The 11971-nt window shown below is 73.3% G+C and carries 11 protein-coding genes; 2 read left to right on the top strand and 9 right to left on the bottom strand.

Annotation, left to right across the window (positions count from 1 at the left end):
- Positions 1 to 41 precede the first annotated feature (41 nt).
- A complete protein-coding gene (locus RM812_RS20720) occupies positions 42 to 737 on the bottom strand; it encodes a L,D-transpeptidase family protein (protein ID WP_311574594.1) in 696 nt (231 codons plus the stop codon).
- A gap of 215 nt (positions 738 to 952) precedes the next feature.
- On the opposite strand from RM812_RS20720, the gene RM812_RS20715 reads away from it, so the two are divergent.
- The gene (locus tag RM812_RS20715) at positions 953 to 1492 is read left to right on the top strand and encodes a hypothetical protein (RefSeq protein WP_311574593.1); all 540 of its coding nucleotides are present in this window, start codon (positions 953 to 955) and stop codon (positions 1490 to 1492) included.
- Here RM812_RS20715 and RM812_RS20710 read toward each other — a convergent pair.
- From RM812_RS20710 to RM812_RS20700, 3 genes are all read right to left on the bottom strand, one after another.
- The gene (locus tag RM812_RS20710; protein WP_311574591.1) at positions 1476 to 2390 is read right to left on the bottom strand and encodes an SDR family oxidoreductase; all 915 of its coding nucleotides are present in this window, start codon (positions 2388 to 2390) and stop codon (positions 1476 to 1478) included. The genes RM812_RS20715 and RM812_RS20710 overlap by 17 nt on opposite strands.
- Positions 2391 to 2542: 152 nt before the next feature.
- Positions 2543 to 3172, bottom strand: a complete 630-nt coding sequence (locus RM812_RS20705) for an MBL fold metallo-hydrolase (protein WP_311574589.1) — start codon at positions 3170 to 3172, stop codon at positions 2543 to 2545.
- Positions 3172 to 4260: an S-(hydroxymethyl)mycothiol dehydrogenase gene (locus RM812_RS20700; RefSeq protein WP_311574587.1), complete on the bottom strand. Its 1089-nt coding sequence runs from the start codon at positions 4258 to 4260 to the stop codon at positions 3172 to 3174. Before RM812_RS20700 ends, RM812_RS20705 begins: the two co-directional genes overlap by 1 nt.
- A 179-nt stretch (positions 4261 to 4439) precedes the next feature.
- On the opposite strand from RM812_RS20700, the gene RM812_RS20695 reads away from it, so the two are divergent.
- Positions 4440 to 6194 (top strand): ABC transporter ATP-binding protein, encoded by a 1755-nt coding sequence (locus RM812_RS20695; protein ID WP_311574585.1) that lies wholly within the window; start codon positions 4440 to 4442, stop codon positions 6192 to 6194.
- 437 nt (positions 6195 to 6631) lie between these two features.
- Here RM812_RS20695 and RM812_RS20690 read toward each other — a convergent pair whose 3' ends face one another.
- The 5 genes from RM812_RS20690 to RM812_RS20670 all read right to left on the bottom strand — a co-directional run bounded on the left by RM812_RS20690 (position 6632) and on the right by RM812_RS20670 (position 11601).
- Positions 6632 to 7132 (bottom strand): metallophosphoesterase family protein, encoded by a 501-nt coding sequence (locus RM812_RS20690; protein WP_311574583.1) that lies wholly within the window; start codon positions 7130 to 7132, stop codon positions 6632 to 6634.
- 50 nt (positions 7133 to 7182) lie between these two features.
- Entirely contained in the window at positions 7183 to 8160 is a 978-nt protein-coding gene (gene rfbB, locus RM812_RS20685; protein WP_311574581.1) for a dTDP-glucose 4,6-dehydratase, read from the bottom strand.
- Positions 8161 to 8319: 159 nt separating this feature from the next.
- The gene (locus RM812_RS20680; protein WP_311574579.1) at positions 8320 to 8499 is read right to left on the bottom strand and encodes a hypothetical protein; all 180 of its coding nucleotides are present in this window, start codon (positions 8497 to 8499) and stop codon (positions 8320 to 8322) included.
- Between the two features lie 81 nt (positions 8500 to 8580).
- A complete protein-coding gene (locus tag RM812_RS20675; protein WP_311574577.1) occupies positions 8581 to 9000 on the bottom strand; it encodes a CBS domain-containing protein in 420 nt (139 codons plus the stop codon).
- Between the two features lie 135 nt (positions 9001 to 9135).
- The gene (locus RM812_RS20670; protein WP_311574575.1) at positions 9136 to 11601 is read right to left on the bottom strand and encodes a SpoIIE family protein phosphatase; all 2466 of its coding nucleotides are present in this window, start codon (positions 11599 to 11601) and stop codon (positions 9136 to 9138) included.
- Positions 11602 to 11971: the final 370 nt, after the last annotated feature.

Genomic DNA, 11971 nt, shown 5'->3' with positions numbered 1-11971 from the left:
GTTCACGCCTGCGCCGCCCGCGCGCCGGGTGCCCGCGTCCGTCAGGTGCCCGGCTTGCGGCCGTACACGTAGACGTCGTCGCCCTTCTTCAGCAGCGACCAGTACTTCTTGGCGTCGGCCTTCGTCATGTTGACGCAGCCGTGCGAGCCCGGCGGGTTCCACATGCTGACACCCGCCGAGTGGAAGGCCTGACCGCCGTCGAAGAACTGGCTGTAGGGCATCGGCACGTCGTAGATGGTCGAGACGTGGTCGATGTTGCGCCAGTACACCTTCTTCAGGCCGGTGCGGGTCTCGTGGCCGTCGCGGCCCGTGCGGACGGGGACGGGGCCGTGGACGAGCTTCTTGCCGTCCTGGATCCAGCTCAGCTGGAGGGACAGGTCCACACAGGCGATGCGGCCCTTGTTCACCGGGCACTTGCCCGACTTGTTCGGATTTTTCCCGACAGCTTTCTGCTTCGTCATCAGGTCCATCACGCCCCATGTGACGGGCCCGGCGTAGCCGATGTTCGGCGTGATGCCGTGCCTGGTCTGGAAGGCACGGATCGCCTTGCAGTCGGCGGTGGACTGCTTGCCGTCGGCCGGACGGCCGAGGAACTTCTCCACCTTCTTCTGGTGCGGACCCGTCTTCGTGGTGCAGCTCGCCGCCTGTGCCGGTGCGGCGCCGAGCGCGAACGTGAGCGGTGCCACCAGCGCGGTGACCCCGAGTACGACGACTCCCCGTCTGCGTACGTCCCCCATGGCCGGTCAGCCTTTCGCGTCGAAGGGATGGAACGGGCGGAGGACCGCGCCCGTGGTGCGCTCCTCCGTCTGCTGGAGATAGACCGCCGTACGGCCGTCCCGGTTGCCCGCCGACCCGTGTCGCGACGAAACAGTGACATACCGCACCACGCGGCCCGCCCCGTCGGTCCGTGACGGCACTGCCCGAACGACCACCCGGCGGATAGCGTGCGCCCATGTCCGCGTTCCTGCAGCAACTCCCCGCGCTCATAGGTGTCGTCATCGGTGCGCTCGGTTCGTATCTCGCCGTGGTCCGCAGCGACCGGGCCCGGTTCCGAGGGGAGACCGCGGCCCGCTGGGAGGAGCGCAGGCTCGCGGTCTACGGCGACTACGCCCGGGCACTCAAGGCCTCCGTCACGCTGGCGTACCGGGTCGCCGCCCACCTCGGCAACGACCCGCACCCGCATCCCCTGGCTCCCCAGGAGGCCGCGCCGGCGCAGGCGGAGGCCACGCTCGCCCGGGACCCCGCGGGAGAGGCGCTGCTCATGCTGGGCAGCGAGCGGGTGGTGGAGAAGGCGCGCGTCTGGGTCGTCGCGGTGATGGAGATGGAACGGTTCCTGCGCGACGGGACGCGCGACCCGGACGCCTGGCAGGCCCTGCTGGAGCGGCAGCGCGCCGGCCGTGAGGGCTACTACAGGGCCGTGCGAGAGGACCTGGCCCTCCCACCGGGTCACGCGGCCCGGTGGCCACTGCCACCCGTCAGCGGTAGCCGGTGACGTCGGCCGGCTTCTCCGCGTCCTGGACCTCTACGATGTAGCGCCAAGCGTCCGGGCGGCTGCCGTCCAGGTCGGTGAAGCCGTACTCCTGCGCGAGGCCGCCGCTCGAGAAGGACCGGCCGTTGAAGCGCCCCACGTGCGGGTCGGCGGCGAGGGCGGTGACGGCGCGGCCGACGTAGCGGGGCGTCTCGGAGATGGCGAAGTGCGGGACGCGGTCGAGGGCGTCGCGCCAGTTCTCCTCGCGTACGCCGAAGTGGTCGAGCATCATCTCCGAGCGCATCCAGCCCGGGGTCAGCGCGACGGCGGTGGCACCGCGCGGCCCGACTTCGTGACCCAGGGAGAAGGCCATCCGCAGGACGGAAGCCTTGGCGAGGTCGTAGAAGAAGGAGGTGCGGTAGTGGTCGCGGTTGTAGTCGTCGGTGCCGTCGGTGACCTCGACGACCAGTCCGCCGGGACGGCGCAGCAGCAGCGGCAGGGCGTGGTGGCTGGTGACGGCGTGGGTCTCCACCGCGAGCCGCAGGAGCCGCAGCCCCTTGTCGAGGTCGTGCTCCCAGACGGGGCTGTCCCACGCGAAGAGGTTCTCGCCGCCCCAGATGTCGTTGACGAGGACGTCGAGACGGCCCTGCTCGCGGGCGATGCGGTCGACGAGCGCGGCGACCTGCGCCGGGTCGAGGTGGTCGGCGGGGACGGCGACGCCGTGCCCGCCGGCCTCGGTGACCAGGTCGGCGGTGTCCTCGATGGTCTCGGGGCGGTCGTACTCCGAGCGCCGGGCGCGGGTGCTGCGGCCGGTGACGTAGACGGTGGCGCCGGCCGCGCCCAGTTCGACCGCGATGCCGCGTCCGGCACCCCGGGACGCTCCGGCGACCAGTGCGACCTTGCCTTCCAGTGAACGTGCCATGTCCGGTTCCCGTTTTCCTCTCGCTCGAACGCCCGCACAAGCGGGCTCGTGCTCGAGAGTGCCCGGGAAACCGGACATCCTCTGTCACCTTTTTCGCGTGTCTCCCAGCTGTGTCTCCCCGCCGGTCTTCCAGCCGCCGGCGCGGGCCGGGGTCAGTGGCCGCGCTTGATCCACTCCTCGAGGTGCGGGGCCTCGGCGCCGACGGTGGTCTCGTCGCCGTGGCCGGTGAGCACCCTGGTCTCGGGCGGGAGCACCAGCAGCCGGTCGCGGATCGAGTCGATGATGGTCGGGAAGTGGGAGTAGGAGCGGCCGGTGGCACCGGGCCCGCCCTGGAAGAGGGTGTCGCCGGTGAAGACGGCGCCCAGGCCCGGGTCGTACAGGCAGACCGCGCCGGGTGCGTGCCCGGGGGTGTGCAGGACCGTCAGGTCCGCGCCGGCGGCCTCGAGGACAAGGTCGTCGCTCAGCCACGCGTCCGGTTCCCGGTCCGGGTGGGTCTGCTGCCACAGCGGCAGGTCGTCGCGGTGCAGCCAGATGGTGGCGCCGGTGCGCTCGGCCAGGGCCGGCGCGGCGTTCACGTGGTCGTTGTGGGCGTGGGTGCACACGATGGCCGTGAGCCGGCGGTCCCCGACGGCCTCGGCGATGGCGTCGGCGTCGTGGGCGGCGTCGATGACGACGACCTCGTGGTCGTCGCCGACGAGCCAGACGTTGTTGTCGACGTCCCAGGTGCCGCCGTCGAGGCTGAACTGCCCGGAGGTGACGAGGCGTTCGATGCGGGCGGTCATCACAGCACCACCACCGAACGCAGGACGTCGCCGGCGTGCATCCGCTCGAAGGCCTTCTCCACCTCGTCGAGCCCGATGGTCTCCGTGACGAACTTGCCGAGGTCCAGGCGGCCCTGGAGGTGGAGGTCGATGAGCATCGGGAAGTCGCGGGAGGGCAGGCAGTCGCCGTACCAGGACGACTTCAGCGACCCGCCGCGCCCGAAGACGTCCAGCAGGGGCAGTTCCAGCTTCATCTCGGGCGTGGGGACGCCGACGAGGACGACGGTGCCGGCCAGGTCGCGGGCGTAGAAGGCCTGCCGGTACGTCTCCGGGCGGCCGACCGCCTCGATGACGACGTCGGCGCCGAAGCCTCCGGTCAGTTCGCGGATCGCCTCGACGGGGTCGGTGTCGCGGGAGTTGACGGTGTGGGTGGCGCCCATGCCCCGGGCGGTCTCCAGCTTGCGGTCGTCGATGTCCACGGCGATGACCTTCGCCGCACCGGCCAGGTGGGAGCCGGCGATCGCCGCGTCGCCGACGCCACCGCAGCCGATGACGGCGACCGTGTCACCACGGCCGACGTTCCCGGTGTTGATCGCGGCACCGATGCCGGCCATCACGCCGCAGCCCAGCAGGCCGGCCACCTGCGGGGAGACGGCCGGGTCGACCTTGGTGCACTGTCCGGCGGCGACCAGCGTCTTCTCGGCGAACGCGCCGATGCCGAGGGCCGGGGAGAGTTCCTGGCCGGTGGAGGCGAGGGTCATCTTCTGCTCGGCGTTGTGGGTGTCGAAGCAGTACCAGGGCCGCCCGCGCAGACAGGCCCGGCACGTGCCGCACACCGCGCGCCAGTTGAGGACGACGAAGTCGCCGGGGGCGACGTCGGTGACGCCCGCGCCGACCGACTCCACCACGCCCGCGGCCTCGTGGCCGAGCAGGAAGGGGAAGTCGTCGCTGATTCCGCCCTGCTTGTAGTGCAGGTCGGTGTGGCACACCCCGCACGCCTGGACCTTGACCACGGCCTCGCCCGGGCCGGGATCGGGCACGACGATCGTCTCGATCCGCACCGGCTCGTCCTTGCCCGGTGCGATCACGCCGCGTACTTCCTGCGCCATGGTCCTGACCCCTTCTTCTGCTGTTCAGCGTTCCCCCCGACCCTACGCGCAACGGATCGGTGAAGGGCGGGTGACAGGGCGGTCGGAAGGGTGTGCCGGGCACCTCCCGCATATCCGCGGGCACCGCCGTACGGCGCCCACGTAGCCTGAGTCCCCCGTCCGCCCGTCGAAGGAGCATCGTGAGCACCGCAGAGCCGGAGACCGGACCGCCCGCCTGGCGGCTGCTCCTGTCCTACGTACGGCCGCACCGCAAGGCCCTGTTCGCGGGCGCCGTGCTCTCACTGGTCACGGGTGCCACGGGGCTGTTGCTGCCGCTGGTGGCGCGGGAGCTGATCGACGACCTGGCGCACGACCGGACCATCACCGGCGCGCTGCTGGCGATGTCGGGGCTCGTGGTCACCAACGCGGCGCTCGGCGCGCTGGGTTCGTACGTGCTGCGGCGCACCGCCGAGTCGGTCGTCCTCGGCGCGCGGCGCTCCCTGTCGTCGTACCTGCTGCGACTGCGCGTCACGGCCGTGGACCGCACGGAGCCCGGCGACCTGATGGCCCGGATCACCTCCGACACGACCCTGTTGCGCGAGGTCACCACGGACTCCCTCGTCGGTCTCGGCACCGGCGGGCTGACGCTGGTGGCGACCCTGGTGATGATGGGCCTGGTCGACCCGGTGCTCCTCGGGGTCACCCTGGCGGTGGTCCTCGGCGCGGGAACGGTCCTCGGCCTGATCGTGCCGCGCATCAACCGGGCGAGCCGGCAGGCGCAGGACGCGGTGGGCGTGATGGGTGCCGCGCTGGAGCGGATCCTCGGGGCGCTGCGCACGGTGAAGGCGTCCGGCGCCGAGCCCCGGGAGGAGCGGGCGTTGCACGACGCGGCCGAGGAGTCGTGGCGGCAGAGCGTGCGGGCCGCCAAGTGGTCGGCCGCCGCGGGCAACACGGCCGGGCTGGCGATGCAGATCGCCTTCATCACGGTGCTCGCGGTGGGCGGGGCACGGGTGGCGACGGAGGCGATCGACGTCGGCACGCTGGTCGCGTTCCTGCTGTTCGTCTTCTACCTCATGTCGCCGATACAGCAGGTGGTCGGCGCGGTCACGCAGTACCAGACGGGCAAGGCGGCGCTCGCCCGCATCCAGGACGCGCTGCGCCTGCCGGCGGAGCCGCCGACCCGCCCCGCCCCGCTGCCGTCCCCCGGCGCGGAGCCGGCCTCCATCGCCTTCCAGGACGTGCGCTTCCGCTACGCCGACGACCTGCCGTACATCCACCACGGAGTGACCTTCGCCGTGCCGGCCCGGGGCATGACGGCGTTCGTCGGCCCTTCGGGCGCGGGCAAGACCACCGTCTTCTCCCTCATCGAGCGGTTCTACGACCCCGGCTCCGGGGAGATCACGCTGGACGGCCGGAGCCTGGCGGACTGGGACCTGGCCTCGCTGCGGGCCGCGATCGGCTACGTGGAGCAGGACGCCCCGGTGTTGTCCGGATCGTTGCGGGACAATCTGCTGCTGGGCAACGCGGAGGCGGACGACGGCGCCCTCGCCCGTGTGCTGAAGACCACCCGCCTCGACGGTCTGGTCGCCCGGCTGCCGAACGGCCTGGACACGCTCGTCGGGCACCGCGGCACCAAGCTGTCCGGCGGCGAGCGCCAGCGGGTGGCCATCGCCCGGGCCCTGCTGCGCCGTCCCCGGCTGCTGCTGCTCGACGAGGCCACCTCGCAGCTGGACGCGGTCAACGAGGCGGCGCTGCGCGACACCGTGGCGGATGTGGCCCGCACGACCACGGTGCTGGTCGTCGCCCACCGGCTGTCCACGGTGACGATGGCCGACCGGATCGTGGTGATGGACGCGGGGCGCGTCCGCGCGGTCGGCACCCACCGGGAGCTGGTGAGCGCCGATCCGCTGTACGCGGAGCTGGCGGCGACCCAGTTCCTGGCCGCCGGCGGCTGACGCGCACGCCGGGCGCGCCGGTGGCGTCGGCCCGCACGACCGGCGGGCGGGGTGCGGCGGGCGCGGTGCTCGGACCGTCGAGCGGCAGCGCCGGCGCGGTCACGGTGACGACGGCGGTGACGGCGAGCCCTCGGGCTGGCCGGGCGGCGCGGCCGGCGCCTGCGTGGTCGGCCGACGGGCCGCCCGGACCGCGGCGGAACATGTCGTCCGGAAATCGGGTGTGAGGCTGCCCGGGAGGGGTAGCCGCCCGGTATCGGATGAGGCATGCATGTCCTCGCTCCCACTCCCCTCGGAAGGAGGTCCGTGACAGCGCACTCCAGAAAGCGCCCGGGCCGCTTCCCCCGACACGGAGCGGCCCGGTCCGCACCGGGCGGCGTCCTCGCGGGCGCCGCCCGTTCTTCTTGCGTCCCGGGCTCGGCGCTCGCCGGTGTGACCGCCTACCGCCGCGGCAGCCGGTGCAGCTCGACCTCCTCGAGCCGGCCGTCGGCGACCGTGGCCGTCATGTAGGTGCAGTACGGCTGACGGCGCCGGTCCGTCGGCGAACCAGGATTGAGCAGGCGCAGTCCGGTGCCGGTGGTGGTGTCCCAGGGGATGTGGCTGTGCCCGAAGACCAGGACGTCGAGGTCGGGGAAGCGGGCGGCGCAGCGCGTCTCGCGCCCCTGCGCGGCGCCTGTCTCGTGGACGACGCCGAAGCGCAGGCCGCCGAGATCGGCGTACGCCACCTCGGGCAGCCGGGCACGCAGGCCGGGCCCGTCGTTGTTGCCGTACACGCCGACGAGCCTGCGGCTGCGGCTCTCCAGCAGGTCGAGGGTGGCCGTGTCGACCCAGTCCCCCGCGTGCAGGACGACGTCGGCGCGCGGGATCTCCGCCAGCAGCCGGGCGGGCAGTTCCTTCGCCCGCTTCGGCAGGTGGGTGTCGGACATGAGCAGCAGGCGCACGGATTCCAGGCTAGTGGCGGAGGATCGCCCGGGCACTCGGGCCGCCGGGCTCATACCTCCGTGGCGGCGCGCCGCTGCAGCGGCTCCCACCAGGCCCGGTTGTCCCGGTACCAGGCGACGGTCCCGGCCAGCCCGGCCGTGAAGTCGTGGCGGGGGCGGTAGCCCAGCTCGTCGCGGGCCTTGCTCCAGTCGACCGAGTAGCGCAGGTCGTGGCCCTTGCGGTCCTCGACGTGCACGACCCGGTCCCAGCCGGCGCCGCAGGCGTCGAGGAGCAGGCCCGTGAGGTCGCGGTTGCTCAGTTCGGTGCCGCCGCCGATGTTGTAGACCTCGCCGGCCCGGCCTCGGGTCCGCACGAGTTCGACCCCCCGGCAGTGGTCGTCGACGTGCAGCCAGTCGCGGACGTTGCGTCCGTCCCCGTACAGCGGGACCCGCCGGCCGTCGAGGAGGTGGGTGACGAACAGGGGCACGAGCTTCTCGGGGAACTGGCGCGGGCCGTAGTTGTTGGAGCACCGGGTGACCCGTACGTCCAGGCCATGGGTGCGGTGGTACGCGAGGGCCAGCAGGTCGCCCGACGCCTTCGAGGCGGAGTACGGGGAACTCGGCCGCAGCGGGTGCTCCTCGGTCGCCGATCCCGAGTCGACGGAACCGTAGACCTCGTCGGTGGAGACGTGCACGAAGGGCCCCACGCCGTGGCGCAGGGCCGCGTCCAGCAGGACCTGGGTGCCGACGACGTTGGTGAGGACGAAGTCGGAGGCGGCGTGGATCGAGCGGTCCACGTGGGACTCGGCGGCGAAGTGCACCACCTGGTCGGTCCCGGCCATCAGCTTGTCGACGACTCCGGTGTCGCGGATGTCGCCGTGCACGAACTGCAACCGCGGGTGGCCGAGTTCGAGGTTGTCGAGGATGCCGGCGTAGGTGAGGCTGTCCAGGACCGTGACGTGCGCGGGCTCGGGCGTGCGGGAGTCGAGGAGCGTACGGACGTACTGGGAGCCGATGAATCCGGCGGCGCCGGTGACCAGGATGTTCATGAACGGTGCTGAGCCTTGCTGCGGTCGGGCGGAGGGAGGTGGGACGGGCGCCGCCGACGTTACCGGCGTCCCCTTGCCGGACCTCGTCCGACCCCGACGCGCACCGCGCCGGCACTCTGGCCGGCGCGCCGGGCGGTCTCCACCGCCCCCGGGGCTCGGTCAGTCCTCGCCCCGGACGATGTTCGACTCCTGGCCCGATTGCGGTGCGCGTGCGACGTTGCCGTCCTCGACGGCCGGTATCCAGGTGCGCATCGCACCCCTGCTCCGCAGGCGGCGGGCTTTCGACCAGCCCGTCTCCAGGCGACGGACAACGGGTTTCCGGCCGGCGTCCGTGGTCACGGGGCATCATCCTCCTTCTGCGTCCGGTGTTCCGCTCCGGGTCCCCGGGCGTGCCGGTGTGAAACACGGGGCGGGTGGGCCCTACGGGTTGGGGCGGGCCGCGCTGATGTCGCCCAGCGCCGACTCCGGGTCGCGCTCCATGGCCAGGTCGCCGAGGGAGACGATGCCGACCGCGAGGCCGTCGTCGACGACCGGGACACGGCGCACGGCGTGCTCGCGCATCACCTCGACGGCGTGGTCCAGCTCCTCGTCGGGCCGTACGGTCACCACGTCGTCGCTGCACGCGCCGGCCACGGTGGTCTCGTCCGGGTCGCCGCCCTCCGCGACCGCCCGGATCACCAGGTCGCGGTCGGTGACCAGTCCGCGCAGCCGGTCGCCGTCGGTGACCAGGACGGCGCCGAGGTCCTGGTCGCGCATGATGCGGGCCACCGCGGTGACGGAGGTCTGCGGCTCCACGGTCACCGGGTCGCCGGCCATGATGTCGCGCACGTACTGGGTCATGACGTGATCCTCGATCCTTCGTTCGCTCGTGGTGCGGCCCGCCGGGTACCCCGCGCGGCGGTTCCCGCACCTCGCCGGGGCTCCGGTCCACGTGGTCCGAACGGTCCAAATGGTCCAAACGCCCGAACGCTCCGCTCACCGGTCCAGCGTGATCTCGCTCCACACCTGCTTGCCCCCGCTGACCGGCAGCGCCCCCCAGGACCCCGACATCGCCTCGACGAGAAGGATGCCGCGCCCGCCCGTGGCCTCCCAGCCGATGCTGGTCGGTTTGACGGGCGTACGGGGCGAGGCGTCGGCGACCGCGACGCGCAGCCGGCCGCCCACCAGGGTGAGGTCGAGGCGGACCTTGCCGTCGGTGTGCACCAGGGCGTTGGTGACCAGCTCGGAGACGATCAGAAGGGTGGAATCGACGGCGTCCTCCCGTACGTCCCAGGAGCGCAGCGTGCGTCGGGTGAAGCGGCGTGCGTGCCGCACGGCCTCGGGCAGCCGCCAGACCGTCCAGCTCTCCCGCAGCGGACGTATGGCCATGCCGTCGTAGCGCACCAGCAGCAGGGCCACGTCGTCGCTCCGGTGGGCGGGGCCGAGCAGGGCGTCCGCGACCGGGCCGAGGTGGGCGGGGTCGGAGACGGCCAGCGCGTGTGCGAACCGGTCCATGCCCTCGTCGATGTCGGTGTCGGCGGACTCCACGAGGCCGTCGGTGGTGAGGGCGATGAGCGTGCCGGGCCGCAGCCGGAGCGGACTCATCGGGAAGTCGGCCTGTGCCACCACACCGAGCGGCGGGCCGCCCTCCACCTCCGGGATCTCGGTGGTGCCGTCGGGGTGGCGCAGCACGGGCGGCGGATGCCCGGCCCGGACGCACCAGGCGGAGCCCTCCTCCATGTCGAGGTCGACGTACGCGCAGGTGGCGAAGAGGTCGCTCTCCATGTCCACCAGCAGCCGGTTGGCGCGGGAGACCACCACGTCCGGCGGGTGCCCCTCGACGGCGTAGGCGCGCAGGGCCGTGCGCATCTGGCCCATCAGCGTGGCGGCGCCCGCGCTGTGGCCCTGGACGTCACCGATGACGAGGGCGACGTGGTGGTCGGGCAGCGGGATCACGTCGTACCAGTCGCCGCCCAGCTCCAGTCCGGCCGTACTGGGCAGGTAGCGGGCGACGGCGACCGCGCCGGGCAGTCCGGGCAGGCGGCGCGGCAGCAGCTGGCGCTGGAGCATGCCGACGAGTTCGTGTTCGGCGTCGAAGGCGCGGGCGCGCATCAGGGCCTGCCCGGCCAGGCCGGCGGAGGCGGTGAGCAGGGCGCGTTCGTCGGGGCCGAAGTCGTGCGGGGTGTCCCAGCCGATCAGACAGGCACCGGCCATGCGGCCGGCGGCGGGCAGCGGCAGTACGGCCAGGCCGCCGGGCCCCACCTCGGCGAGCGCGGGTTCCAGAGCGGTGCCGGCGGGCCAGATCTGGGCGCGGCCCTCCCGCAGCGCGGCGGCGAGGGTGGGCATGGCCCGTACGGGGGCGTCGGGCCACTCGGTGCGCCACTCCAGCCGCCACAGCTCGGGCCAGGACTCGGGCTCGGGCGGGTCGAGGACGGTGACGACCAGCCGGTCGTTCTCCAGCTCGGCCAGTGCGATCCGGTCGGCGCGCAGCGGCCTGCGCAGGGCGGCGACCACGGCCTGGCTGACGTCGCGGACGGTGCCGGCGGTGGCCAGCGCGGCGGCCAGCCGCTGGACGCGGGTCACGTCGGTGACGTCGGGGCGCAGGGTGGAGGCGTCGGCGACGGTGCCGACGAGACGGGCCGGCTGACCCTCCCCGCCGGGCAGCAGGCGCCCGTTCAGCCGCAGCCACTTCGGCGGGCCGGTGGGCTGCAGCACCCGGAACTCCAGCTCGCGGTCGCCGATGGACATGTGGTCGGCCTCCGTCACCGACATGAGCGAGGGCAGGTCCTCGGGGACGGTGAGGCCGAGCAGCGTCTCGACCTTGCCGTCGAACTCGCCCGGGGCGAGGCCGAACAGGCGCCTGATGTCGTCGCCGACCTCGACGCGGCCGGTGTCCATGGCCAGGCTGAAGGCGCCCGGCGGCAGCTCCTCGCCCTCGCCCTCGGCCTCCACGGCGACGGGCGGGGTGGGGCAGACGACGGCCTCGGCGACCAGTTCCAGGCAGGTGCGGTCCTCGGCGTCGAAGCCGCCCGGGCGCTCGGTCAGGGCGAGGAGGCAGCCACCGCCGTTCCCCCGTACGGGCAGGGCCGCCAGGGAGAAGCCGCTCGACGGTACGCGCCGGGACTCGGCCGACCCGGCGAACTCCTCGGGGCCGAGCCATACCGGCGCCCCGCCGCGGTGGGCGTCGGCGACCGGGGTGCCGCCGGACGCGGGGTAGGTGTCGCGCACGCCGTACAGGGTCCTGGGCACGCCGGCGGACTCGGCCAGGCACAGCAGTTCGCGGTCCTCGCCGGGCGTGTAGAGGCCGACGAAGGACGCGCCCGCGAAGACCAGGGCCTGCTCCAGGGCGCGGCGCAGGCGCTCGCCCCGGTCCGGGCCGGGCCCGAGCGCCTTCAGGGCACTCTCGGCACGCAGCGTTCTCGTTCCGCGTTCCGCAGCGCCCTCACTGACCACGCCGCCCATTACAGCGCCTATGGGACACCTGCGCAGCCCCTGCGGACCGGGTACCTGCGGTCAGCGGCACGGAAGGGGCTCGTGGCTGCACGCTCCACGGACGGCGGGAACGCGCCCACGGGGTACTCACCTCGGTCCGGCACGCCCTCGGACGCAGGCGAACCGGTGCGCCACCACGCGGGCCGACGGACGGGCGAGAGGCGATCGGCCTGTCCGGCGGGCGGCGGCCCGGCGGCGACTCCCGCCGGGGGCCGCCCACCGATCCGGAACGTATCCCGGAGGCACACGTTCCGCAGACGGCGGGAACGCGCCCGCAGGGTACTCACCTCGGTCCGGCACGCCCTCGGACGCAGGCGAACCGGTGCGCCACCACGCGGGC

This window comes from Streptomyces lancefieldiae (assembly GCF_031845825.1).
Lineage (GTDB): Bacteria > Actinomycetota > Actinomycetes > Streptomycetales > Streptomycetaceae > Streptomyces > Streptomyces lancefieldiae.
Note: the sequence above shows the minus strand (reverse complement) of the source record. Positions and strands in the feature narration are given on the sequence as shown.

Excerpts from the sequence above, each read along its gene's own strand:
- RM812_RS20720 (WP_311574594.1), bottom strand. The coding sequence starts at position 737 with ATGGGGGACGTACGCAGACGGGGAGTCGTCGTACTCGGGGTCACCGCG.
- RM812_RS20715 (WP_311574593.1), top strand. The coding sequence starts at position 953 with ATGTCCGCGTTCCTGCAGCAACTCCCCGCGCTCATAGGTGTCGTCATC.
- RM812_RS20710 (WP_311574591.1), bottom strand. The coding sequence starts at position 2,390 with ATGGCACGTTCACTGGAAGGCAAGGTCGCACTGGTCGCCGGAGCGTCC.
- RM812_RS20705 (WP_311574589.1), bottom strand. The coding sequence starts at position 3,172 with ATGACCGCCCGCATCGAACGCCTCGTCACCTCCGGGCAGTTCAGCCTC.
- RM812_RS20700 (WP_311574587.1), bottom strand. The coding sequence starts at position 4,260 with ATGGCGCAGGAAGTACGCGGCGTGATCGCACCGGGCAAGGACGAGCCG.
- rfbB (WP_311574581.1), bottom strand. The coding sequence starts at position 8,160 with ATGAACATCCTGGTCACCGGCGCCGCCGGATTCATCGGCTCCCAGTAC.
- RM812_RS20675 (WP_311574577.1), bottom strand. The coding sequence starts at position 9,000 with ATGACCCAGTACGTGCGCGACATCATGGCCGGCGACCCGGTGACCGTG.
- RM812_RS20670 (WP_311574575.1), bottom strand. The coding sequence starts at position 11,601 with ATGGGCGGCGTGGTCAGTGAGGGCGCTGCGGAACGCGGAACGAGAACG.